This is a genomic window from Seohaeicola sp. (assembly GCF_048006315.1).
Classification (GTDB): Bacteria; Pseudomonadota; Alphaproteobacteria; order Rhodobacterales; family Rhodobacteraceae; genus Seohaeicola.
On sequence record NZ_CP180350.1, the window covers coordinates 2,558,192 to 2,582,208 of the forward strand.

The window sequence follows — 24,017 nt, forward strand, 5'->3', positions numbered from 1 at the left end:
TCCGTTTCATCATGTCGACAGGGGGGGGCATGACATGCAGGATTGGCTGGGCCGCACGGCGGCAGACCATGGGCGGGCCATCGGCGCGGGCGATCTTGATCCCGTCGATCTGACGCAGGCTTATCTTGATGCCATTGCGGCGCATCCGATGTCTGCCCGCATTTATGCGCGCACCACGCCAGAACGCGCGCTGGCCGAGGCAGGGGCGGCGCGCACACGTGCCAGGGCCGGGCTGCGCCTGTCGTTGCTGGACGGGGTGCCGATCAGCTGGAAGGATCTGTTCGATACCGCAGGCGTCGCGACCGAGGCGGGTACCGCCCTTCTGAAAGGGCGCGTGCCTGCGCGCGACGCAGAGGTTCTGCGCAATGCCACCGGCGCTGGGCTGGTTTGCCTGGGCAAGACCCACACCAGCGAGCTGGCTTTCAGCGGGTTGGGCCTGAACCCGATCACCGCCACGCCGCCCAATGTGAACGATCACGCCGCCGTGCCGGGTGGATCAAGTTCTGGTGCCGCCACATCGGTAGCCTTCGGGCTGGCGGCTTGCGGGATCGGCACGGATACCGGCGGGTCTGTCCGCATTCCTGCGGCCTGGAACGATCTTGTCGGTCTCAAGACGACGGCGGGGCGGGTGTCTTCTGCCGGCGTGGTGCCCCTGTGCGAGAAGTTCGACACGGTTGGCCCGCTGTGCCGTTCGGTCGAGGATGCGGCACTGATGCTGGCGGCGCTGGAGGGGGGAACCCCCGCCGATCTGCGGGGCGCCAGCCTTGCCGGACGCCGATTGGCTGTCCTGAAAACCGTCGTGATGGATGATCTGCGCGATGGACCCGCCAATGCCTTTGCGTCCGCCGTCACCCGGCTTGAAGCCGCAGGCGCGATCATTACCGAGGTCGAGGCGCCGGAGCTGGCAGAGGCGCTGAAACTGGCGCCGATCCTCTTTACCGCCGAGGCCTATGGCATCTGGCGCGATGCGATCGAGGCCGCGCCGCACCTGATGTTCGACCAGATTCTTGAACGTTTCCGCAGCGGCGCCGCCTTTTCGGGTGCCGATTACGTCGCGGCCTGGCGCAGCCTGGAGGCGGGGCGCCGCACATGGCATGCGCGGATGGCGGGGTTCGATGCCGTGATCTGTCCCACCGCGCCGAACCTGCCGCCCAATCTGGAACGTCTGATGGCCGATCACGACTATTACGTCACGGAAAACCTGCTGACCCTGCGCAATACCCGCGCGGGCAACCTGATGGGGCTTTGCGCCACGACCCTGCCGACGGGCACACCCGGATGTGGCCTCATGTTGCTGGGCGCACCCATGGCCGAAGAGAGGCTTTTGCGCCTGTCTGCGGCGGCAGAGGCCGCACTTGGTTGAGCCGCGTCGCGGGCAAGCCGTGCCGGGTCGGGCATAATTGCCGCATGGCTTTTGCGGAAATGCCACAAGAGGCCGGAATGGCGCTGCTTTTTCTGGACGCAAGCCGCGCAGTTGGATAGTTTGACCTCAAACGGGACGATACGATCCCGAAGATTGAGGCAGTTGAAGCATGTTCCCCGAGCGGTTCTCGAACCTACCGGCCTATGCGTTCCCGCGTCTGCGGGAGCTTCTGGACGCGCATGCGCCCGGTGGTCCGGTCGTGCATATGACCATCGGCGAGCCGAAGCACGCCATTCCCGACTGGATCGGGCGTGTCATTGCCGAAAATGTCGCGGATTTCGGACGATACCCGCCCAATGACGGCCTGCCCGAATTGCTGGACACGATCGGTGGCTGGATCGGTCGGCGCTACGGTGTGCAGATCGATGCGCAACGCCAGGTCATGACCCTGAACGGCAGCCGCGAAGGGCTTTACAACGCCTGCATGGCGCTGGTGCCTGAACGCAAGGGCGGGTCAAAGCCTGTGGTGCTGATGCCGAACCCGTTCTACCAGGTCTACATGATCGGTGCGATTTCGGTCGGGGCCGAACCCGTCTTCGTGCCTGCAACCCGTGACGGTGGCTATCTGCCGGATTACACAAGCCTGCCCCCCGAGGTGCTGAACCGGACTGCCGCCGCCTATATCTGTTCGCCCGCCAACCCCCAGGGCGCCGTGGCCAGCCGCGACTACTGGCGCGCGCTGATCGGGCTGGCAGAGCAGTATGATTTCCAGATCTTGGCCGATGAATGCTATTCCGAGATTTATCGCGGCGATGCCCCCGTGGGTGCGATTGAAGTCGCAGCCGAGATGGGCGCCGATCCCGAACGCGTCGTGATCTTTCATTCGCTGTCGAAACGGTCGAACCTGCCGGGACTGCGGTCGGGCTTCATGGCGGGTGGTCCGCAAAGCATCGCCCGTGCCCGCCAGTTGCGCGCCTATTCCGGCACGCCGATCCCCCTGCCGCTGCAGATTGCCTCGCAGACGGTTTGGGCCGACGAGGCGCATGTGATCGAGAACCGCAGGCTTTATGGCGAAAAGTATCTTGCCGCCGATGCGATCTTTTCAGGTGTGAACAGCTACGCCGGCCCCGAGGCCGGATTCTTCCTGTGGCTGCCTGTCGAGGATGGCGAGGCCGCGGCCTTGAAGCTGTGGCAGCAGACCGGGGTCAGGGTTCTGCCCGGCGCCTATCTGAGCCGCGATGTGAACGGGGACAACCCCGGCAAAGGTTATATCAGGGTCGCCATGGTGGCCCCGATCAATGAAATGCAGGCGGGGCTGACGGCCCTGCGCGACTGCATCTATGGGTAAGAGGACGAGGGCAGGCATGGCATATCAGACCCGAGGGCGCGATCCGCTGTTCGACAGTGACGTTCAGGCGGCAATCGAAAAGCGTGGCAAGGAATTGCTGGGGCTGGTCCTGATCGTTCTGGGATGTGCGGCGGCCGCGATGGTCATGTCCTACAATCCCGCTGATCCGTCTTTCCTGTCGGCGACCGATGCGCCCGTGCAGAACTGGATGGGCCGGATGGGCGCCACCATCGCAGCGCCCCTTTTCATGATCGCGGGCTGGGGCAGCTGGGCGATTGCGCTGGTGCTGATGGCGTGGGGCCTGCGCTTTGCGCTGCATATCGGCGAGGAACGCGCGATGGGCCGTCTGATCTTTGCGCCGATCGCCGTGGCGCTGTGCTCGGTCTATGCGGCATCGCTGGTGCCCGGGGCTGTCTGGAAGGATACCCATCATTTCGGTCTGGGCGGTGTCTTTGGCGACATGATCATGGGGATGCTGCTGACGGCCTTGCCGCTTGGCTCGACGGTCGGGATCAAGCTGGCCTCGCTGGTTCTGGCGGTCGGCATGCTGGCGCTTGGTGCATTCGTGCTGGGCTTCACCCGGATCGAACTCAAGCGGATCGGGCGTTTTCTTCTGGTAAGCATGATCCTGTCCTATGCACGGCTGATGCAGATCATGGGGCGCGGTGCCTCGGGTACGGTGCAGATGGCGCAATCCGTTCAGGCGCGCGCCGCCGAACGCCGCCTGATCCGCGCCCGCGAGGCCGAGGAAGCCGCTGCTTGGGCCGAAACGCAGGCTGCCCATGCCGCGCCGCATGACCCCTCGCAGCAAGCGGCCATGCCGCAATCCAGCCGCGCGCCCCTTGTTGCGCGTCGCAACGATCTGCCGCCCGCGCCGGCGGCCCCCGCCCACTGGAGCGAGGATGACACCTGGCAGGATGAGGTTGATCCTTATGACCAGCCTGCCGGTCCCATCGGCAAGATCAAGACGGGCCTGCTGTCGCGCGTGCCCGGTTTTGGCCGCCGCGCCGAGGCGATGCCAGAACCCGAACTGGTGGAAACCCATCACGCCGCATATGACGAGGGGCATGACATCATGCCCGGCGATGACCGCATCCGTGCCAAGATCGCCGATGTGATCAAGTCGCGCGTGCGCCCCGTGGCGCCCTTGGCCCCCGTGCAACATGCGCCGCTGACGCGGGGCCGTGGCCGTGGCCCTGATCCGCTTGTGTTCAACCCGGCGCGGCCTGTAGGCCTCAAGGCAGAGCCACCGCTGACCGCGGCGCACAAAGGTGTGGTCGCCGCCTCGACCGTCGTTGCGGCAGGCACCGCCGCGACGATGCAGGCGCCGGCCGCTTGGTCGCAGGACAGCGATGATTACGAGCCGAACATCTTCGATGATTCCTATGACCCGGCCCGGGATGCGGGTTTCGATCCCATGGATGACGCCGACGATGATATCTGGCAGGTGCAGACCTATCAGGCCGACCCGGTGCCAGCGCCGCAACCGATGCCTATCCCCGTGGCCCAACCCCGGAGCGTGGTACAACATCCGCCGCGCAAGCCCGTGCAGCCGTCGACCCGCGCCCGTGCCGAGGCGCAGCCCACACTGAAATTCGACGAGGATGACACGGCCTATGAATTGCCGCCGCTGTCGCTGCTGTCCAACCCCGCGCTGATCCAGCGCCATCACTTGAGCGACGAGGCGCTGGAGCAGAACGCAAGGATGCTGGAATCCGTGCTGGATGACTACGGCGTCAAAGGCGATATCGTTTCGGTCCGCCCCGGTCCCGTCGTGACCATGTACGAACTGGAACCCGCGCCGGGCCTCAAGGCCAGCCGCGTGATCGGTCTGGCCGATGATATCGCGCGCTCCATGTCCGCCCTTTCTGCACGAGTCTCGACCGTGCCCGGACGCACCGTGATCGGGATCGAACTGCCCAACGAGAATCGCGAAAAGGTGGTCCTGCGCGAGATCCTGTCGGCCCGCGACTATGGCGACAGCAACATGAAGCTGCCGCTGGCGCTGGGCAAGGATATCGGTGGCGATCCCATCGTCGCGAACCTGGCCAAGATGCCCCACCTCTTGATCGCGGGGACCACGGGGTCGGGTAAATCCGTGGCGATCAACACGATGATCCTGTCGCTGCTCTATCGCCTGACACCCGAGGAATGCCGCCTGATCATGATCGACCCCAAGATGCTGGAACTCAGCGTCTATGACGGGATTCCGCATCTTCTTTCGCCTGTCGTGACCGACCCGAAAAAGGCGGTCGTCGCCCTGAAATGGGTCGTGGGCGAGATGGAAGAACGTTATCGCAAGATGTCCAAGATGGGCGTGCGCAACATCGACGGCTACAACAGCCGCGTGGCGGATGCGCTTGCCAAGGGCGAGATGTTCAGCCGCACGGTCCAGACCGGCTTTGACGATGAAACCGGCGAGCCGGTCTTCGAAACCGAAGAGCTGATGCCTGAAAAGATGCCCTATATCGTCGTCATCGTCGACGAGATGGCCGACCTGATGATGGTCGCCGGCAAAGAGATCGAAGCCTGCATCCAGCGTCTGGCGCAGATGGCGCGGGCCTCGGGCATTCACCTGATCATGGCGACGCAGCGCCCTTCGGTCGATGTGATCACCGGCACGATCAAGGCGAACTTCCCGACCCGGATTTCGTTCCAGGTCACCAGCAAGATCGACAGCCGCACCATCCTGGGCGAAATGGGCGCCGAGCAGCTTCTGGGGATGGGCGACATGCTTTACATGGCGGGTGGCGCCAAGATCACACGCTGCCACGGTCCCTTTGTCAGTGACGAAGAGGTTGAAGAGGTCGTGAACCACCTCAAGGCTTTCGGGCCGCCGGAATACATGAATTCCGTGCTGGACGGCCCGGACGAGGATCGCGAAGCCGATATCGATGCGGTGCTTGGTCTGGCAAGCGGCGGCAACACCGATCTGGAAGACGCGCTTTACGACACGGCCGTGGCGATCGTGATCAAGGATCGCAAATGCTCGACCTCCTACATCCAGCGCAAGCTGGCCATCGGTTACAACAAGGCGGCGCGCCTGGTCGAACAGATGGAAGAAGAGGGGGTCGTCAGCCCCGCCAACCATGTGGGCAAGCGTGAAGTCCTGGTGCCGGAACGCTGATTGCCGGGTGGCCTGCCGATCACGGCGGCCTCTCGGCGGTGTCTCGTCTTTGTGACGCGGCAGGCCGTGCAGAACAGGGCAAACGGGGTTATATCCAAAGCATGAACATGATGCGTTTTCTTGCGGCCCCTGTCCTTGTGATGGCGATGGCCGTTCCGGCGGCGGCGGAAAAACTTCCGCTGTCGGCCCTGTCCCAATACCTCAACAGCATGCGTACCGCGACCGGGGCCTTCACCCAGATCAACGGCGATGGCAGCATCTCGACCGGGACGATCTACATCAGTCGGCCGGGCAATATCCGCTTCGAATATGCGCCCCCCGACAGCACGCTTGTGCTTGCCGGGTCTGGCAGCGTGGCGATTTTCGATCCCAAGTCTAACACCGGACCCGAGACCTATCCGCTGTCGCGCACACCCTTGTCGATCATCCTTGCCGACCGTGTGAACCTTGAACAGGCGCGCATGGTACGCGGGCACAGCTATGACGGCACCGCGACGACGGTGACGGCGCAGGATCCCCAGAATCCCGATCTGGGCAATATCCAGCTGGTTTTCACGGATAATCCGATCCAGCTGCGTCAATGGGTCATCAACGATGATGCCGGAAACAGCACCACCGTGGTGCTGGGCGAACTGCGGACAGGCACTTCGCTGGCGGCACGTCTTTTCGATATTCAACGCGAAGCCGATCGCCGCGCGCAGGATCGCTGATCCACGGCGCGGCGTGGCGGTCAGCCGCGCGCGATTTCGGCCCGCAGCGCCTGCATCAGATCCGTGAGGGTCTTGATGTAGATCTCGCCCGTCAGATGCCCGTTCCCGTCGAACTGTTCGGATGTCTGCGCCAGCAGCATCTCGGGGCCCTGCAGGATGCGCGGACGGAATGCCACCATGCAATTGCGCAACATCACCTGGGCGCGTTCGCCCCCGGCGCGTCCGGCTGTGGCGGACAGGATTGCCACGGGTTTGCCCGGCCAGGGCGATGGTTTGGTCCGGCTGACCCAATCCAGCGCGTTCTTCAGAACCCCTGAAATGCCCTTGTTGTATTCCGGGGTCGAAATCAGCACGGCATCCGCTGCAGCGATCTGGTCGGCAAGCTTTTGCACGGCGGCGGGGATCCCTTCGGCCTCTTCCAGGTCTCCGTCATAGAGCGGCAGGTTCAAATCCGCCTCGATATAGGTGGCATCGCCGTAAAGGCGCGCGGCTTCGGCCAGCAGCTTGCGGTTGAAGGAGTCTGCCCGCAAGGAGCCGGAGATTCCCAGAAGGGTCGGATGGGACATGCAAATCACTCTTGTTCAGTTTCGGATACTGGCCGTCGACCTAAGCCTTTCGGGCAAAGGGACAAGGTGCAGGCGCGCAGATGGCTTGTGATCGCACGCAAGGTATCATGGACGCGAAACGCCCCGCCGGGCAGGCGGAGCGTTCTATGGTGGGCAAGACTGCCTGACGGTCTTACTGGTTCGGAACGATCACGATTTCCACGCGGCGGTTCTGCGCGCGGCCTTCCGGTGTCAGGTTCGATGCGATCGGCTGATCCTCGCCCGCGCCGAAGGTGCGGATACGACCGGCCGAGACGCCGGAACCGATCAATACGCCGGCGACAGCGCCCGCGCGACGCTCGGACAGCGACTGGTTATAGGCGGCGGTCCCGGTGTTGTCGGTATGGCCGACCACCTGGATCGTGGTGTCGGGATAGCTGTTCAGGCTGCTGGCGATCGTCCGCAGATCACCTTGCAGGTCCGGGCGCAGGGTCGCGCTGTCGGTGGCGAAAAGAATGTCCTGGGGCATGGACACGATCAGCCGGTCGCCCGTGTTCGTGATGCGCGCCTGGTTCCCCAGGTCGCGCCGCAGTTCGGCTTCCTGCTTGTCGAGGTTGTTGCCCACGATGGCGCCCGTACCGGCCCCGAGGATGCCGCCGATCACCGCGCCGCGGGCGCGGTTGTCGCTGACGATCGCACCCGTCGCCGCGCCCAGCACGCCGCCGAGGACAGCACCCTGGCGGGTGTTGCGGTTGGGATCGTTCGGATCGCCCAATCCGGTCGGTTCCGTACAGGCCGTCACGGTCACCAGCGAAAGTCCTGCCAGCAGCAGAAGGGGTTTTTGAGCTCGGATCATTCTATGCCTCTCGATTGAATGCTGCATTTCTGCCTGACAACGTTATAGCCGAAGCTTTCTTTCCACCCAAGCGGCGCCGGGTCCGCATTGGGCGGGAATTCGCCCATGATCAGGCAGAAGTGATCGGGCAAGCCGCAATCCGACGCGATCAGGCGTCCGTGCGTGCCGCCTCATAGGCCAGCATCGAGCGTTTGACGGGAAGGCCCCAGTGATAGCCGCCAAGCCCGCCGGATTTCCGCAAGGCGCGGTGGCAGGGGATCAGCCAGCTGACCGGATTGCGCCCGACTGCCGTGCCCACGGCGCGGACCGCGCGCGGATGGCCCACCGCGCTTGCCAGTTCGGAATAGGTCGTTACATGTCCCGAGGGTATGGCCAGAAGTGCCTCCCAGACCTTGATCTGGAAGGGGGCGCCGATCAGATGCAACGCCGCCTCACCCTGACCGCCGAAGGCGGCAGTGACCCAGGCACGCAGCGGATCGGGATCCGGCACGAAGGTTGCTGCGGGCCAGCGGGCGGTCATGTCATCCATGGCCGCGTCCCGCCCGGTTTCCGCACTGAAGGCCAGACCGCACAGGCCGCGTGTGGTGCCCATGGCCAGCACCTCGCCGAAGGGGCTGTCGAACCAGCCATGCCATATCGTCAGACCCGCGCCGCCCTTGGCGAATTCGCCGGGGCTCATCGCTTCCCAGCGCAGGAACAGATCATGCAGGCGGCTTGATCCGGACAGCCCGGCACCAAGCGCCGCCTCAAGCGTGGTCATTCGTTGCGACAGCAGGAACCGCGCATGATCCAGCGCAAGGTATTGCTGATAGCGCTTGGGCGAGACACCGACCCAAGCGGAAAAGACCCGCTGGAAATGCGGTGCGCTCATCCCCAGCCTGGCCGCCAGTTCATCCAGCGGCAGGGGCGTGTCGGCGCTGTCGATGATGTCGATGGCCCGACGCATCACGTTGTAATGGTAGCTGCCGCTGTCTGTTGGCGCGGGATCGGGAACTGCATGAGCTGTCATGGGGCCTGACTTTCCTGTTCTTCCTCCGTGATCCTAGCCCAAGGCCGCATCCTGTCGCGACCCGAATGTTGCGGTTTCTGCGGCGTGCGCGCAATCGCAGGCCGGGGTCAGGCGGCGAACAGGTCTGTCAGGGACAGGTCGCGCGGCATGCTTTGGCGCAGCAGGCTGGCCTGATGTGACGTAAGGCTTGGACGCACCGTCTGTTGCGGTCTGGCCAGAAGGCTTTGCGCCGCCGCCGGGGGCACGTCCTTGCCCAGCCGCCTGACCATGTCCGGACAGGTGCTTTCCAGCCAGAGACCGCCGGCCATGATCAATTCATGCCGCGGCATGATCAGATGAAAATAGGTCAGCGGTCCCATCGCGGGATCAGGCCGCGGCGCGCGCCGTCGCGTCAGATCGCCCGGCCGCGCCAACGCCTCGTCAAGCCCGAAGGTCTGTTGCACCAGTGACGTCCGCAAGAGCACGCGATGACCGGGGGCCAGGCGCAGCTTTTCCCAGGGTTTGACGGTCGTGACGCAATCGCCGGGGAAAAGAACGACGGGATCGGGAAGTACCGTGCCGCATGCCGTCAGGCCGCGCTGGCGCACGATGGCCAGGACCGGCTGCGCGCCGTTGTCGCGGGTCACCAGCATGTCGCCGACCGACAGCCATTCGACCGGCAGTTCCCCATCGGCTGTCAGAACGATGGCCCCCGGTCCGATCCCGGACTGCCGGCCGTTGTCCAGCGCATCGGTCACGCTGATGTTTGTATCCGCGCGCATCGCATCCTCGCATCCTGTTGATTCCCCGCTATGGACTTTGCCGCAGTCACGTTAATTGACCGTGAAGCCCGCAAGAAAACCTGCATTGCGCCTGCCATGGGCGGTTAAAGCGCAGGTGGCTCTTGTCGGGCAAAGTCAGTCAGGGCATAGACCGGTCATGGTGCAGCAACTTGGTTATCACGCGCTTCGCGACATCTTCACCCGCTTCCAGGCGGCCGATCCCGAGCCGAAGGGAGAGCTGGAGCATGTCAACGCCTACACGCTGGTTGTCGCCGTGGCACTCAGCGCGCAGGCCACCGATGTCGGCGTGAACCGCGCCACCCGCGCGCTGTTCCAGATCGCCGACACGCCGCAGAAGATGCTGGACCTGGGCGAAGAAGGCCTGATCGAACATATCAAGACCATCGGGCTTTATCGCAACAAGGCCAAGAACGTCATCAAGCTCAGCCGGATCCTTGTGGATGACTATGGCGGAGAAGTGCCCAATTCCCGTGCCGCGCTGCAATCGCTGCCCGGTGTAGGGCGCAAGACCGCCAATGTCGTGTTGAACATGTGGTGGGGCATGCCTTCGCAGGCTGTGGATACGCATATCTTCCGTGTCGGCAACCGCACCGGCATCTGTCCGGGCAAGGATGTGAACGCGGTCGAGCGCGCGATCGAAGATAATATTCCTGCCGATTTCCAGCACCATGCCCATCACTGGCTGATCCTGCATGGCCGCTATACCTGTGTCGCGCGCAAACCCAAATGCAACGCTTGCCTGATCCGCGATCTGTGCCAGTACGAGGAGAAGACCCCATGAAAACCTACCAAGTTGTCGGTATCGGCAACGCCATCGTCGATGTCATCAGCCAGTCCGATGATGCTTTCCTTGACCGTATGGGTATCCAGAAAGGGATCATGCAACTGGTCGAGCAGGAGCGCGGAGAGCTGCTGTATGACGCGATGCAGAACCGGCGCCAGGCGCCCGGCGGATCGGTTGCCAATACGCTGGCGGGCCTGGGCAACCTGGGTCTGCAGACCGCTTTCATCGGGCGTGTCCATGACGATGCGCTGGGCCGGTTCTATGCCGATGAAATGGCCAAGGGCGGCACGGATTTCGTCAATGACCCGGTAGCGGGGGGCGAGTTGCCCACCTCGCGCAGCATGATCTTCGTCTCGCCCGATGGCGAGCGGTCGATGAATACCTACCTTGGTATCTCGGCCGAGTTGGGCCCCGATGACGTGCCCGCCGATGTGGCCGGGAATGCCGCGATCCTGTTCCTTGAGGGCTATCTTTACGACAAGCCCAAGGGCAAGGAGGCGTTCGAGGCTGCCGCCGCCGCCTGCCGGAAGGGTGGCGGAAAGGCTGGCATCGCGCTGTCCGATCCGTTTTGCGTCGATCGCCACCGGGCCGATTTCCGGCGTCTGGTCACATCCCTCGACTACGTGATCGGCAACGAGCACGAATGGAAATCGCTTTACGAGACCGATGACCTTGGCGCGGCGCTGGAACAGGCGGCGGCCGAATCCGGGCTGATCGTCTGCACCCGGTCCGGTCATGATGTCGTGCTGGTCGAGGGTGACCAGATGGTCAGCGTGCCCGTGACCGAGGTGGTGCCGGTCGATGCCACAGGGGCGGGCGATCAGTTTGCGGCCGGTTTCCTGTACGGTCTGGCCACGGGCCAAAGCCTCGAGGTGTCGGGCCGCATGGGTTGCGTGGCGGCAGCCGAGGTGATCGGCCATTTCGGCGCGCGCCCCGAGGCGGACATGCAGGCGCTGTTCAAGCAGGCAGGGCTTATCTGATCCGTCAGAACGGAACCGGCGCGCGGAATGTCATGCCGCGCCCGGTTTCGGGGTGATTAAGGCGCAACTCCTCTGCGTGCAGCATCAGGCGGGCATGATCGCGCGCCGGTCCGGTCGCATAGATCGTGTCACCAAGAATGACATGCCCCAGGGCCAGCATGTGGACGCGCAACTGGTGGGTGCGCCCGGTGCGCGGCATCAGGCGCACACGTGTCGTGCCTTCCTCATGCCGCAAGACGCGCCAATCGGTCACGGCCGGGCGGCCTGTGTCATGGCAGACCATTTGGCGGGGCCGGTTTTCCCAATCCACGATCAGCGGCAGGTCCACGGTGCCTTCACGTGGGTCCAGCAGACCATCAAGACGCGCCTGATAGGTCTTCCTGGTGCGCTTTTCCTCGAATTGCATCGACAGGTTGCGCTGGGCATGCGGGGTCAGGGCAAAGACGATCACGCCAGATGTGTCGCGGTCCAGCCTGTGCACCAGCAAGGCCTGGGGGAAGATGCCCTGAAGCCGGGTGATCAGGCAGTCGGCCAGATCCGGCCCGCGTCCGGGCACGGACAGAAGCCCCGCAGGCTTGTCCAGAACGACGATCTCGTGATCCTCATGTAGGATGTGCAGGGGGTCTGTCGGGGGTGAGTATGCGGTGTCCATGCGCCCTCAAGTGGCGTATCCGCCCTGCGGGTTCAACCCCCGCCGGGCGGTGTGGGCGGCGATGACAGACCCAGCAGCACACCGTAGACGACAAAGCAAAGCGCCATGCCGCGCCTGAGCCAGATGTTGAACACCGCCCCCAAGGCGGCGCGCCCCAGCAGGGCGCCAAGCGCGGTATAGGTGCAATAGCTGGCTGCGGTGATCAGCAGGGCGGTGGGAAAGATCGCCCACATCTGCGCGGTGATCGGTACATCGGGTTGCACGAACTGGCTGAAGGCGGCCAGATAGCCCGCCACGCTTTTGGGGTTGATCGTGGCGATCATGAAGGCGCGGGAATAGATCGATCCCGGATGTGGCGTGATCGCCGGTGCCGGTTTGCCTGCATTCATCCAGCCGCGCAGGCCCAGCCAGATCAGCACGGCCGCACCTGCCAGCTTGGCGATGCCGAAGGCCTGGGGCGATGCCGCGATCAGGGCCGTCACACCCAGGGCCGACAGGCAGAGGAACAACGTGGCCTGTGTCAGGATTCCCAACACACCCCAGAGGCTGCGTGCGAAACCATGGGTCATGCCATTGGTGATGCAATTCACGGCATTCGGACCCGGGGTGGTGACGAAGACCACCCAGAACAGGGCAAAGACGGTCCAGCCCTCGAAGCTCATGCGTCACCGGTACGGGTGCCGTCACTCTGCATCGCTGAAGACATCGGCCAGGATGGATTGCAACGCGCTTGCGTCATCTTCGGTGAAGGCGTCGGGTTGGTCGCTGTCGATGTCGAACACGCCCAGCAACTTGCCTGCGGCATTGAACACGGGCAGCACGATTTCCGAACGGGTCGAAGACGAGCATGCGATGTGACCGGGAAAAGCCTCGACATCGGCGACCAGCTGGATCTGGCCCGTCCGTGCCGCAGCACCGCAAACACCGCGCGAAAACGGAATCACCAGGCAGCCGTGACCGCCCTGATAGGGCCCGATCTTCAGCAGCTCCGGTGCGGTCACCCGGTAGAACCCGGTCCAGTCGAAACGGTCGTCGCTGTGGTGCACCTCGCAGGTGACCGTGGCCATGAGCGAGACTGTATCGGTCTCGCCCTCGGTCAGGGCTTTGATGGTCGTGGCAAGGTCCGTGTAGTTGACAGGCATGGCGTGGCTTTCATGGACAGGAGAAATGGGGGCTTCCGCCCCCGCCGCCCAACTGCGTTGAACGGCTCCCCCGAGGATATTTCGGGCAAGAAGAAACCGGGGTCAGACCCGCTCGATCGCGATGGCCGTGCCTTCGCCGCCGCCGATGCAGATGGCCGCGACACCGCGTTTCAGCCCCCGTGTCTCCAGCGCGTTCAGAAGCGTCACCATGATGCGTGCGCCGGAGGCGCCGATCGGGTGACCCAGCGCGCAGGCGCCGCCGTTCACGTTCAGCTTGTCGCGGGGGATGCCCATTACCTGCATGAAGGCCATGGGGACGACGGCGAAGGCCTCGTTCACCTCCCAAAGGTCGACGTCATCCACGCTCCAGCCGATGCGCTTGAGCAGCTTTTGTGCCGCGGGCACGGGCGCAGTGGTGAAGAGGCCCGGCGCCTGCGCGTGGCTGGCATGGCCAAGAATCCGCGCGCGGATGTTCATCCCTTGCGCCCTTGCCGCGTCTTCCGAGGCCAGCACGAGGGCCGCGGCACCATCGGAGATGGACGAGGAATTGGCCGCCGTGACGGTGCCATCCTTGCGGAAGGCGGGTTTGAGCTGCGGGATCTTCTCGGGTTTGGCCTTGGCGGGCTGTTCATCGGCCTCGACCGTGATCTGGCCGGTGCGGGTGGCCAGCGCCACGGGGGCGATTTCGCGCGAGAAGGCGCCGGACGCCTGCGCCTCGAGCGCGTTCGACAGGGACGCCAGCGCATAGGCGTCCTGCGCCTCGCGCGTAAACTGGAAGGTTTCGGCGCAATCCTCGGCGAAGGTGCCCATCAGGCGCCCCTTGTCATAGGCATCTTCCAGCCCGTCGAGGAACATGTGATCGATCACCTGGCCATGGCCGATCCTGGCCCCGCCGCGCATCTGGGGCAGCAGGTAGGGCGCGTTCGACATGCTTTCCATGCCGCCCGCGATCATCGTGTTCGCATGTCCCAGCGCGATCTGGTCGAAGGCGATCATCGCGGCCTTCATGCCGGAGCCGCACATCTTGTTGAGCGTGGTGGCGGGCACCTCTTCGCCCAGTCCGCCGACGAATCCGGCCTGGCGAGCCGGTGCCTGGCCCTGGCCTGCGGGCAGGACGCAGCCCATCAGAACCTCGTCCACGGTGCCGGTTCCCGCATCGGACAGGGCTGCCTTGATCGCGGCACCGCCCAGAACGGATGCTTCGATTCCGTTGAACACGCCCTGAAAGCCACCCATCGGGGTTCGTGCGGCCCCTGCGATCACTACGGTTTTCATGGTGGATCTCCCTTTTGTCGTTCCTGCGGTCTGGCCCGCGCTGCGGCTGGTCCCTGCATACCGAATGGTAAGGAATCCCGTCTAGCGTTGCGAGGTCGAAATTGCAGCAGGGCAGACAGGAATGCAGCTTAGTCTACAGGAACAGGGGAATTGGTGCGTTGTCACCGTCGAGGAGCGCCGAATCGATGCAGCGGGCGCCATTTCCTTCAAGGAAGCCATGCGCAACCTGACTGAAGGGCTGAGTGGCCCTGTGATCCTGGACCTGGGGCAGGTGGATTTCGTTGATTCCAGTGGGCTGGGTGCGATCGTCGCGGCCATGAAGACCTTGGGCGGAAAGCGGCGGCTGCATCTTGCGGCCATGACGCCCAATGTCGAAAGGGTGTTCAGCCTGACGCGGATGGACCTTGTCTTTCCGATTCATGCCACCGTGGCGGCGGCGCTTCTGTCCGATGATAGCTGAGCGCGTGCAGGGGTCCGCAATATCCGGCGCGCGCGCCCTTGATGTTCTGGCGATGGATGTGCCTGTCGGACATGATGCTGTCAGGGTGGCCTTGCAGGGCTGGCGCCGCTGGATCGAAGGGGTGAATGCCTGTTCCGATCTTGTGAGCCGGGCAGAGATCGTTCTGGCCGAGGTTCTGAACAATATCACGGAACATGGGTTTGCGGAGCAGGAGGGTGTGCTGCTGCCGATTGCCGTGCACTGCCGGATGTCAGGCCGGGGACTGCATGTGATGGTTGTCGACAAGGGGCGGCCCGTGCCGGCCGACAGGTGCCTTGCCGCGGTGCTGCCGCCCGTATCGCTTGGCACGCAAGACATGGACGGCCTGCCCGAAGGCGGATTTGGCTGGTGCCTGATCCGGGAACTGACCTGCGATCTGAGCCTGGTTTCGGATGGGTCGGGCAACAGGCTTTGCTTCGTGGTGCCGCTTGGCAAACCGGGCAGCCTGGCGGATCCTGCTGCGCCCGCCACTCCGGCCAGGCCTGCCTGATCCTGCGCATGTGGCGTTTCCCCTTCCGTGTCGTGCTGCCATGCGTTTTGCCAAGTCCTGCCGTCAGGGCGGGGTCCACGGTTTTCGGGATCACAGCCGCCCGTGGCGGGCATGCTCGCATGGAGGTATCAGCCCGACCCTGATGGTCGGGCATGATCCGCAAAAACTGCAGCCTTTCGCAGAAATGCCGCAATCCTACCCGAATGGCGCCGGAATCACCGCAGATAAGAAAGTCTGTAGCTGCATGGCTTCTCCCGGCGCCGCGTGAAAATAGCCCCCACCCAGTCGCGGCGTCGGGAACTTACCTCTCCTCTTTCAGACAGTTGGCAAGCGCACAGGACCCTCCTACTGTGCGGGTCGAACAAATGGAGGGTTCCCGAATGCGAGATTTCCAGATGCCAGGCCGATCGACGGTCATGGCGATGAACGGTATGTGCGCCACATCCCATCCCCTGGCGGCCAAGGTTGCGGTCGAAACGCTGGAGCGTGGTGGCTCGGCCATGGATGCGGCGATTGCAGGTGCGGTTCTGCTGGGGATGTGCGAGCCGCACATGTGCGGCATCGGTGGTGATTGCTTTGTCCTGATCTCGAAGCCTGGACAGCCCGATATCGTGGCGCTGAACGGGTCAGGCCGTGCGCCTGCCGCGGCCAGTGCAGCGGCACTTCGCGCACGGGGGCTTGATACCGTGCCCTTGCGCGGGCCCGAGGCCGTGACCATCCCCGGTGCCGTCGATGCATTCTGCACCCTTTCGGAAGATCATGGCCGTTTGGGGATCGATGCCTTGCTCGCGCCCGCGATCCGCTATGCAGAAGAGGGTGTGCCGATGGCCCCACGCGTTGCGCTGGATTGGCCGGGTGCCGCCAAGGCCCTGCAGGGGCACGCGACCAGGCATTATCCGGTCAACCCTGTTCCGATCCTCAGCGCGCCGGCCCAGGCCAAGGCCTTGCGGCTGATCGCGCAGAAGGGCCGCGCCGGATTTTATGAGGGCGAAGTGGCGGAAGATCTGGTGGCCGCCCTGCGCGAGGCTGGCGGCGTTCACGATCTGGCGGATTTTGCGGCGCAGCGCTGCAATTACAACGATCCGGTCAGCGGCCGTTACAAGGGGACGGAACTGGTGGAACACGCGCCCAACGGGCAGGGCGCGACCGCCATCCTGTTGCTGAACATCCTGTCGCATTTCGACATCGCGGGCATGGACCCGCTGAGCGCCACCCGCATTCATATCGAGGCCGAAGCGACAAGGCTGGCCTATGATGCGCGCAACCGGTTCATCGCCGACCCCGATCACACCACGCGGCTGGGGCATATGCTGGCGCCTGAAACCGCGGCGCGGCTGGCGGCGCTGATCGATCCGAAAAAGGCCATGGCCAATGCGCATGAGGTCAGCGAAGCGATCCACAAGGATACGGTCTATATCACTGTGGTTGATCGCGACCGGATGGCGGTATCGCTGATCTATTCGCTGTTTCATGGCTTCGGCTCGGGGATCGGGTCCGAGAAGTTCGGGATCCTGCTGCAGAACCGTGGTGCGGGTTTCACGCTTGAGGAAGGGCACCCCAACGAAATGGCGCCGGGCAAGCGGCCGATGCACACGATCATTCCGGGCATGCTGCGGGTGGATGGACGTGTGACCATGCCCTTCGGCGTGATGGGCGGTGCCTATCAGTCGACGGGTCATGCCCGGTTCGTGTCGAACATGGTTGATTTCGGCATGAATGCGCAAACTGCGATCGATACACCGCGCGCCTTTGCCGAAGGGGCAATCCTAAAGGTGGAAAGCGGGTATTCGGATGCCGTGCGCGCGGAACTGGTCGAGATGGGCCATGACGTCATGCTGGCCGACAGCCCCATCGGCGGGGCGCAATCGATCCTGATCCGCGAGGATGGCGTTCTGGAAGGCGCATCCGATCCGCGCAAGGACGGCTGCGCATTGGGTTACTGAACGTGCCGGGGGCGGGCCATGGTCCGCCCCGTTCGGCATCCGGTCAGTTCAGCTGGAAATGCAGCGGGTAGAGACCATCCTGGAACGGACCGAACAGGTCGGGAATATCGGGATGGTCCACTGGTTCGCCGGAGTAGTCGGCGATCAGGTTCTGTTCCGAGACATAAGCCACGTAGTAGCTTTGATCGTTTTCGGCCAGAAGATGGTAAAACGGCTGTTCTTTAACAGGGCGGCTATCTTCGGGAATGGAATCATACCATTCCTCGGTATTGTTGAATTGCGGGTCAACATCAAACACGACGCCACGAAACGGATGCTTCTTGTGGCGAACGACCTGTCCGAGATGATACTTTGCGCGTGTCTTCAACATAGCGATTTGGCCCCTATGCCCCTTGATTAGACCTTCCGAGGGGTATTTGTCCAACGTTTGGGCGTGAAAGCAGGGAAACAGTGTGTGGTGCTTGCCATAACAGTGCCACAAATTACGGCAGCCCTTGAATAACTTCGCGGCAATCTCGAGGCAGTCCCAGAAACGGCGGCAAAAAGCCTGTGTGCGGCATGCTCCACGGAATTGTCATTTCTTCTTTCCCGTCTTTCCGTTAAGCTGACGCAAAAAGAAAAAAAGATCAGTGAAACGAGAGGCAGATGAGCAGACTTCTTCGCGCCTTCATCCTGTTGATGGTTCTTGCGTCCTGTGGAAGCCGTGAATTCTCGGCGCCACGCAATCTGGATAACGCTTGCGCCATCCTCAGCGAGCGCCCGAATTACGCCCGCGCCCTGCGCGCGACAGAACGCCGCTGGGGTGTGCCCGTGGCCGTGCAGATGGCGACGATCTACCAGGAAAGCAAATTCATCGGGAATGCGCGGACGCCGTTCCAGTACACGCTTGGCGTGATCCCGATGGGGCGGCAGAGTTCGGCCTATGGCTATAGCCAGGCGCTGGATGGCACGTGGCGCGAATACCAGGTGGATCAGCGCCGGATGAGCGCGCGGCGCGACCGCATCGACGATGCAACCGATTTCATGGGCTGGTACATGAACCGTTCACGCGAGCGCAACGGTATCTCGCTGAGCGACGCGCGCAACCAGTACCTTGCCTATCACGAGGGGCATACAGGGTTCTCGCGCGGGTCCTACAATCAGAAAAGCTGGCTGTTGCGGATCGCGGGCACGGTGCAGGATCGTGCCGTCATGTATGATGCGCAGCTTCTGTCCTGTCCGAACCGGCTGCGGTAGACCGTTCATGATCGCGGATGTGTTTGGGCCGTCTGCGATCATCAGAACTGATCGCGCCGGATAAATTTATAAAATTCGACATATCCTTCCTCTCCGGGGTAGCCAGAGTCATGTCCCCGCGCGGCGTGACGCGCCATGCCACGGCCGCCTGTCGCGGTTCGTCCCCGAAGGAGAGATGATGACCGATACCGCCGCTTCTACCGATTCCCGTGTCACGGGGGAAAATGCGCGGCGCATCCTGCGCCGCGATCCTCATCCGTATCTGTTCCGTCCGATCAGCTTCAGGTCGGTCACGGTCCGCAACCGGATCATGCTGTCGCCCATGTGCCAGTATTCCGCCCAGGAGGGGATGCCGAATGACTGGCATCTCATGCATCTGGGTGCGCGTGCCGCAGGTGGTGCGGGGATCGTCTGCACCGAGGCCGTGCATGTGGCTCCGCGGGGCCGGATTACGCAGCATGATCTTGGGCTGTGGAATGACGCGCAGCGCGACAGCCTGGCGCGGGTAGCCGGTTTTGTCGCGGCGCAAGGGGCGGTGCCCGCGATCCAGCTTGGCCATGCGGGGCGCAAGGCCTCGGTCGGGCGCCCCTGGGAAGGGACGCGCCCCGTGCCGCCCTCGGACGGTGGGTGGAGCACGGTTGCCCCCTCGGCCCGGTCCTATGCTGACGGATGGCCAACCCCCGAGGCGCTGTCCCTCGACGGTATCCAGGCCGAACTGGACGCGCTGGCCCAGGCGACCCGCCGCGCGCGCGAGGCGGGTTTCCGGATCATCGAATTGCATGCCGCGCATGGTTACCTGATCCATCAGTTCTACTCGCCGCTCAGCAACACGCGCAGTGATGCCTATGGCGGTGGCTTCGACAATCGGATCCGTTTCCTGATCGAGTCGCTGGTGGCGATGCGCAGCGAATGGCCGGACGATCTGCCGCTGTTCGTGCGCCTGAGCGTGACCGACTGGGTCGATGGTGGCTGGACGATCGAGGATAGCGTCAAGCTTTGCCGGATCCTGAAGGGGCGCAGTGACGTGGATCTGATCGATTGCACGTCAGGTGGAAATGATCCGCGTCAGCAAATCCCGATCCATCCCGGTTACCAGGTGCCCTTTGCACGCCGCATCAGGGCCGAAACAGGCCTGTCCACCGGTGCGGTCGGCTTGATCAATGCCCCTGATCTGGCGGAATCCATCGTCGCCAACGGCGATGCCGATCTGGTTCTTCTGGGGCGGGGCCTGCTTGCCGATCCGCACTGGCCGCTGAAGGCGGCAGCCGCCCTCAAGGCACAGAATGTCACCTGGCCGGTGCAATACGAGCGGTCAAACATCTTCTGATGTCCGGGAAGGGCGATAAGAAATATTGATCGAAAGCGATGAAAACTTAAAATTCGACTAATTTTTGTCTGTCGGGCTTACTGGCATGGCAGGCTGTCTTGCTGATGGCCTGCAGTGACTGACAAGGACAGAACGATCATGCTGGATACGCCTGCGTCCCCTTCATCCCCGTTCCAGACGGCGGCCGATCTGCGGCAGGCCTGCCGCGAAGGCCGGTTCGCCGCGCCGACCAGTGGGCACGCCAAAGGATACCAGCAGGGGAACGTGGTGATCCTGCCGCGCGACCTTGCCGCCGATTTCCTGCGCTTCTGCGTGGTCAACCCCAAGCCCGCGCCGATCCTCGGCGTGTCCGAACCGGGCGATCCTGCCCTCAAGATGTTGGGCGAGGGGATCGACATCCGCACAGACGTGCCGCGCTACCGGGTGTTTCGCAACGGCGATCCTGCCGAATGCCTGACCGACATCGGCGCGCTGTGGCGCGATGATTTCGTGACCTTCGTGATCGGCTGTTCCTTTTCTTTCGAAACCGCGCTGCTGCAGGCGCGCATCCCGGTCCGGCATATCGAAGCGGGGCGCAATGTGCCGATGTATGTAACCAACCTGCAGACCCATGCCGCCGGACCTTTTGGCGGGCCCATGGTCGTGTCGATGCGTGGATTCTCAACCTCCGATGCGATCCGTGCCATGGTATTGTCGGCGCAGATGCCGCAGGCGCACGGGGCGCCGGTGCATTTCGGCGATCCCACGGCGATCGGGATCAGGGATATCGATGCGCCCGAATTCGGTGATGCGCCCATTCTCGAAGAGGGCGACGTGCCGGTGTTCTGGGCCTGTGGCGTGACCCCGCAATCGGCCATTCGCAAGGCGAAGCCCGAGATCGCCATCATGCATGAACCCGGCCACATGCTTGTGACCGACCTTCCGACCGATGCGTGATCCCTTCCGGGGGTGACCTTGCATCCAATCACAAAGACAAGACTTCAAACGCAACAAGGAGACCATTGATGACACCCGTATTCCGCACCCTTCTGGCCTCGGCCGCATTGCTGCCGATGGCGATGGCCGCTTCGGCGCAGGACTTGCCCGAAACCACCCTGTCGGTGGTGGGCAGCTGGAGCAGCTTGCCGCTCTATCAGAAATTTGAGCGCACCTTCTGGGAAGAAACCGTGCCTGCAGCCTCGGGCGGCAAGATCACGGTCAACATGACCACTTTCAACCAGATGGGCGTGTCCGGCGGTGACGTGTTCCGCATGCTGGGCGATGGCGTGTTCGAAGTGGGCATGACTGTGGGCGACTATACCGTGGCCGATGCGCCCGAACTGGAAGGGCTGGACGTGCCGCTGCTGGCGACCGACGCCGAGAACGCGCGCAAGATGGTGGCCGCGGCCAAGCCGATGGTCGCCGATATCATGCGCGACCGTTTCAATGCGCATATGCTGGCCATCGCGCCCTATCCGCCGCAGGTCGTGTTCTGCAATGCCGAGATCGCAAGCCTGGATGACCTTGGTGGCAAGAAGATCCGTGGCTCTGGTCGCATGACCACCCTGTTCCTCGAGGCGCTGGGCGCCGAGGGCATCACCATGGCCTTCTCGGAAGTGCCGGGCGCGCTGGAGCGCGGGGTGATCGATTGCGCGGTGACCGGTGCCGGTTCCGGCTATTCCTCGGGGTGGTTCGAATCCTCGACCCATCTGGTGAACCTGCCGCTGGGTGGCTGGGATCCGGTCATCACTGCCGTGAACCTGGATGCCTGGAACGCGATGGACCCCGCCGTGCAGACCTTCCTGACCGAGCAGGTCAAGACCGGCTTCGAGGATCCGGCATGGGATGATGCCGCCGGTGCCTTGGCGCGCGACATCGCCTGCCTGACCGGATCGGGCGAATGTGCCGCCGGTGCTGCCGCATCGATGACGCTGGTGGAACTGAGCGATGCCGACAAGGCCCGCGCGGTCGAGGTGCTGGAGCAGAAGATCCTGCCCGACTGGGCCGAGCGCGCCGGTGGTGACTGGGCAGAGCGCTGGAACGCAAGTGTCGGTGCGGCGCTGGGCGTCAGCATCGGGAACTGAGGCCGATCATGAAAAGGAGCGGGGCAATATGACAGGTTCGGACAGGCTGGCCACGCGGGTGATGACACTCGTCAATGGTCTGAGAACTGCCAACAGGTGGATTGCCCTGCTCTGCGGCATGGTGCTGGTGGGGGCTGTCGTCCTCATCATCATCGAGGTGCTGGGCCGTCAGTTTCCCGCGCTGCATCTGGGCGGCGCGGACGAGCTTTCGGGTTACATCATGGCCGCGATTGCCACATGGGGCTTTTCCTATGCGCTGGTCGAACGGGCGCATGTGCGCATCGACCTTGTCCATGCGCGGCTTCCCGTCGGGGGGCGCGCGGTGATGGATGTGATTGCCATGGCCTCGGTGCTGCTGGTGGCCGTTCTTGTCGCCTCCTACGCCTATGACGTGCTGGCCAAGTCGCTGGCGCGCGGATCGCGCTCGAACACACCGCTGGGCGTGCCGCTCTGGATGCCGCAGATCATCTGGTTCGGCGGATGGGTCTGGCTGACGCTGACCTCGGCCCTGCTGCTGGCGGCGACGGTGATCCTGTCGCTGCTGCGGCGCTGGGACATGGTGGAACAGATCGCCTCGATCCCGGTCGAGACAGGAGAAGTGCAATGATCTGGTATGTCTCGATCGGTCTGGCCGTTCTGCTGGCGCTGTCGGTGCCGGTCGGGGCGGCGCTGTTCATCCTTGGTTTCGGCCTTGATGCGTTCTTTTCGCCCATGCCGCTGATGCGCGGGCTGGGGCAGATGGTCTATTCCTCATCCGACAGCTTCCTGCTGATCGCGATCCCGCTGTTCGTCCTGCTGGGCGAAATCCTGGTGCGCGCGGGTATCGCCGAGCGTACCTATGCCACGCTGGACACCTGGTTTTCCTGGCTGCCGGGCGGGCTGGTGCATGCCAATATCGGCACGGCAACGATGTTTTCGGCCACGTCCGGATCATCGGTCGCGACGGCCGCAACGGTGGCGACCGTGGCCATGCCGCAGGCGCGCAAACAGGGCTATGATCAGCGTCTCTTTGCCGGGGCGATTGCCGCCGGTGGTGCGCTGGGCATCCTGTTGCCACCCTCGATCAACCTGATCGTCTACGGCTTTCTGACACAGACATCGGTGCCGCAACTGTTCATGGCCGGGATCGTGCCCGGCTTGCTCATGGCACTGGGTTTCATGATCATCACGGCGATCCTGTGCACGATCAAGCCCGAATGGGGCGGGCCAAGCCGCAGCTTCACCTGGGCCGAACGCATGGCTGGCCTGCCGCATCTGATCCCCGTGCTGCTGGTCTTCGCCATCATCATCGGGTCGATCTATACCGGCTGGGCCACCCCGACCGAGGCGGCCGCCATCGGCGTCGTCATGGCGTTGGGGATTGCGGCCTTCTATGGCGCTGTCACATGGACCAACATGCGCGCGGCGCTTCTGGGCACGATCCGCACCACATCCATGGTGATGTTCGTGATCGTCGGCGCCTATTTCCTGAACTTCGCGCTGGGCGCAACAGGTCTGAACCGTGCGCTGTCGGGCTTTCTGGAGGGGCTGGGTCTTGGACCTTACGGCATGCTTCTGATGATCGTGCTGATGTATATCCTGTTGGGCTTTTTCATCGAAACGCTGGCCCTGATGATCGCGACCATCCCGATCGTGGTGCCCATCGTGATCGGTCTTGGCTTTGACAAGGTGTGGTTCGGCATCCTGCTGATCGTGCTGATCGAAATGGCGCTGATCACCCCGCCTGTGGGCCTGAACCTTTATGTCGTGCAGGGCGCGCGCAAGGAAGGCCGGCTGAGCGATGTGATGCTGGGGGCCATTCCCTTCGTCTTCGTGATGCTGGTGATGGTGGGCCTCTTGATCGCCTTTCCCTCCATCGCGCTGCTTTTCGCGCCAAGCTGAGGCGC

At 63.6% G+C, this 24,017-nt stretch carries 24 protein-coding genes; 15 read left to right on the forward strand and 9 right to left on the reverse strand.

Features of this window, described 5'->3' with window-relative positions; genetic code table 11:
- The first annotated feature begins 34 nt into the window (after nt 1-34).
- The 4 genes from ACMUJL_RS12890 (at nt 35) to ACMUJL_RS12905 (ending at nt 6,548) form a co-directional block, all read left to right on the forward strand.
- On the forward strand, nt 35-1,363 hold the full coding sequence (locus tag ACMUJL_RS12890; protein ID WP_375573665.1) for an amidase: 1,329 nt from the start codon (nt 35-37) through the stop codon (nt 1,361-1,363).
- Nucleotides 1,364-1,532: 169 nt separating this feature from the next.
- Nucleotides 1,533-2,711 (forward strand): aminotransferase class I/II-fold pyridoxal phosphate-dependent enzyme, encoded by a 1,179-nt coding sequence (locus ACMUJL_RS12895; RefSeq protein WP_416914304.1) that lies wholly within the window; start codon nt 1,533-1,535, stop codon nt 2,709-2,711.
- Nucleotides 2,712-2,727: 16 nt separating this feature from the next.
- Nucleotides 2,728-5,838 (forward strand): DNA translocase FtsK, encoded by a 3,111-nt coding sequence (locus tag ACMUJL_RS12900; protein ID WP_375573663.1) that lies wholly within the window; start codon nt 2,728-2,730, stop codon nt 5,836-5,838.
- Between the two features lie 110 nt (nt 5,839-5,948).
- The gene (locus ACMUJL_RS12905) at nt 5,949-6,548 is read left to right on the forward strand and encodes a LolA family protein (RefSeq protein ID WP_375573903.1); all 600 of its coding nucleotides are present in this window, start codon (nt 5,949-5,951) and stop codon (nt 6,546-6,548) included.
- A gap of 20 nt (nt 6,549-6,568) precedes the next feature.
- Here the strand turns inward: ACMUJL_RS12905 and ACMUJL_RS12910 are convergent, their stop codons facing one another.
- From ACMUJL_RS12910 to ACMUJL_RS12925, 4 genes are all read right to left on the reverse strand, one after another.
- Nucleotides 6,569-7,114, reverse strand: coding sequence for an NADPH-dependent FMN reductase (locus tag ACMUJL_RS12910; protein ID WP_375573661.1), 546 nt, complete (start codon nt 7,112-7,114; stop codon nt 6,569-6,571).
- 172 nt (nt 7,115-7,286) lie between these two features.
- Nucleotides 7,287-7,949, reverse strand: coding sequence for an OmpA family protein (locus tag ACMUJL_RS12915; protein WP_068290975.1), 663 nt, complete (start codon nt 7,947-7,949; stop codon nt 7,287-7,289).
- A 148-nt stretch (nt 7,950-8,097) separates the two neighbouring features.
- The gene (locus ACMUJL_RS12920; RefSeq protein ID WP_068290976.1) at nt 8,098-8,958 is read right to left on the reverse strand and encodes a methylated-DNA--[protein]-cysteine S-methyltransferase; all 861 of its coding nucleotides are present in this window, start codon (nt 8,956-8,958) and stop codon (nt 8,098-8,100) included.
- Nucleotides 8,959-9,065: 107 nt separating this feature from the next.
- On the reverse strand, nt 9,066-9,719 hold the full coding sequence (locus tag ACMUJL_RS12925) for a Hint domain-containing protein (protein ID WP_068290977.1): 654 nt from the start codon (nt 9,717-9,719) through the stop codon (nt 9,066-9,068).
- A gap of 157 nt (nt 9,720-9,876) precedes the next feature.
- On the opposite strand from ACMUJL_RS12925, the gene nth reads away from it, so the two are divergent.
- The gene (gene nth / locus ACMUJL_RS12930; RefSeq protein ID WP_068290979.1) at nt 9,877-10,521 is read left to right on the forward strand and encodes an endonuclease III; all 645 of its coding nucleotides are present in this window, start codon (nt 9,877-9,879) and stop codon (nt 10,519-10,521) included.
- Nucleotides 10,518-11,504, forward strand: a complete 987-nt coding sequence (locus tag ACMUJL_RS12935; protein WP_375573658.1) for an adenosine kinase — start codon at nt 10,518-10,520, stop codon at nt 11,502-11,504. The genes nth and ACMUJL_RS12935 overlap by 4 nt, the downstream gene beginning before the upstream one ends.
- Before the next feature lie 4 nt (nt 11,505-11,508).
- On the opposite strand, the gene ACMUJL_RS12940 is transcribed toward ACMUJL_RS12935, so the two are convergent.
- From ACMUJL_RS12940 to ACMUJL_RS12955, 4 genes are all read right to left on the reverse strand, one after another.
- Nucleotides 11,509-12,156 (reverse strand): RluA family pseudouridine synthase, encoded by a 648-nt coding sequence (locus ACMUJL_RS12940; protein ID WP_068290981.1) that lies wholly within the window; start codon nt 12,154-12,156, stop codon nt 11,509-11,511.
- A gap of 32 nt (nt 12,157-12,188) precedes the next feature.
- On the reverse strand, nt 12,189-12,818 hold the full coding sequence (locus ACMUJL_RS12945; RefSeq protein ID WP_068290983.1) for a LysE family translocator: 630 nt from the start codon (nt 12,816-12,818) through the stop codon (nt 12,189-12,191).
- 21 nt (nt 12,819-12,839) lie between these two features.
- Entirely contained in the window at nt 12,840-13,298 is a 459-nt protein-coding gene (locus tag ACMUJL_RS12950) for a GAF domain-containing protein (protein ID WP_068290984.1), read from the reverse strand.
- Nucleotides 13,299-13,400: 102 nt separating this feature from the next.
- Complete coding sequence (locus tag ACMUJL_RS12955) at nt 13,401-14,573, reverse strand: thiolase family protein (protein ID WP_375573655.1); 1,173 nt, start codon at nt 14,571-14,573, stop codon at nt 13,401-13,403.
- Nucleotides 14,574-14,694: 121 nt separating this feature from the next.
- On the opposite strand from ACMUJL_RS12955, the gene ACMUJL_RS12960 reads away from it, so the two are divergent.
- From ACMUJL_RS12960 to ACMUJL_RS12970, 3 genes are all read left to right on the forward strand, one after another.
- Entirely contained in the window at nt 14,695-15,033 is a 339-nt protein-coding gene (locus ACMUJL_RS12960; RefSeq protein WP_068290989.1) for an STAS domain-containing protein, read from the forward strand.
- Entirely contained in the window at nt 15,023-15,562 is a 540-nt protein-coding gene (locus ACMUJL_RS12965; protein WP_416914305.1) for an ATP-binding protein, read from the forward strand. Before ACMUJL_RS12960 ends, ACMUJL_RS12965 begins: the two co-directional genes overlap by 11 nt.
- A 380-nt stretch (nt 15,563-15,942) precedes the next feature.
- Nucleotides 15,943-17,505, forward strand: a complete 1,563-nt coding sequence (locus ACMUJL_RS12970; protein ID WP_375573651.1) for a gamma-glutamyltransferase family protein — start codon at nt 15,943-15,945, stop codon at nt 17,503-17,505.
- A 43-nt stretch (nt 17,506-17,548) separates the two neighbouring features.
- Here the strand turns inward: ACMUJL_RS12970 and hspQ are convergent, their stop codons facing one another.
- Nucleotides 17,549-17,875, reverse strand: a complete 327-nt coding sequence (gene hspQ, locus ACMUJL_RS12975) for a heat shock protein HspQ (RefSeq protein ID WP_068290997.1) — start codon at nt 17,873-17,875, stop codon at nt 17,549-17,551.
- Between the two features lie 275 nt (nt 17,876-18,150).
- Between hspQ and ACMUJL_RS12980 the strand changes: the two genes are divergently transcribed.
- From ACMUJL_RS12980 to ACMUJL_RS13005, 6 genes are all read left to right on the forward strand, one after another.
- Nucleotides 18,151-18,741 (forward strand): lytic transglycosylase, encoded by a 591-nt coding sequence (locus tag ACMUJL_RS12980; protein WP_068290999.1) that lies wholly within the window; start codon nt 18,151-18,153, stop codon nt 18,739-18,741.
- A 178-nt stretch (nt 18,742-18,919) separates the two neighbouring features.
- Entirely contained in the window at nt 18,920-20,068 is a 1,149-nt protein-coding gene (locus ACMUJL_RS12985) for an NADH:flavin oxidoreductase/NADH oxidase (protein ID WP_416914306.1), read from the forward strand.
- Nucleotides 20,069-20,206: 138 nt separating this feature from the next.
- On the forward strand, nt 20,207-21,004 hold the full coding sequence (locus ACMUJL_RS12990; RefSeq protein ID WP_068291001.1) for a putative hydro-lyase: 798 nt from the start codon (nt 20,207-20,209) through the stop codon (nt 21,002-21,004).
- Nucleotides 21,005-21,072: 68 nt separating this feature from the next.
- Nucleotides 21,073-22,131, forward strand: a complete 1,059-nt coding sequence (locus ACMUJL_RS12995) for a TRAP transporter substrate-binding protein (protein WP_375573648.1) — start codon at nt 21,073-21,075, stop codon at nt 22,129-22,131.
- 28 nt (nt 22,132-22,159) lie between these two features.
- Nucleotides 22,160-22,738: a TRAP transporter small permease subunit gene (locus ACMUJL_RS13000; protein WP_375573646.1), complete on the forward strand. Its 579-nt coding sequence runs from the start codon at nt 22,160-22,162 to the stop codon at nt 22,736-22,738.
- A complete protein-coding gene (locus ACMUJL_RS13005) occupies nt 22,735-24,012 on the forward strand; it encodes a TRAP transporter large permease (RefSeq protein WP_068291007.1) in 1,278 nt (425 codons plus the stop codon). Before ACMUJL_RS13000 ends, ACMUJL_RS13005 begins: the two co-directional genes overlap by 4 nt.
- Nucleotides 24,013-24,017: the final 5 nt, after the last annotated feature.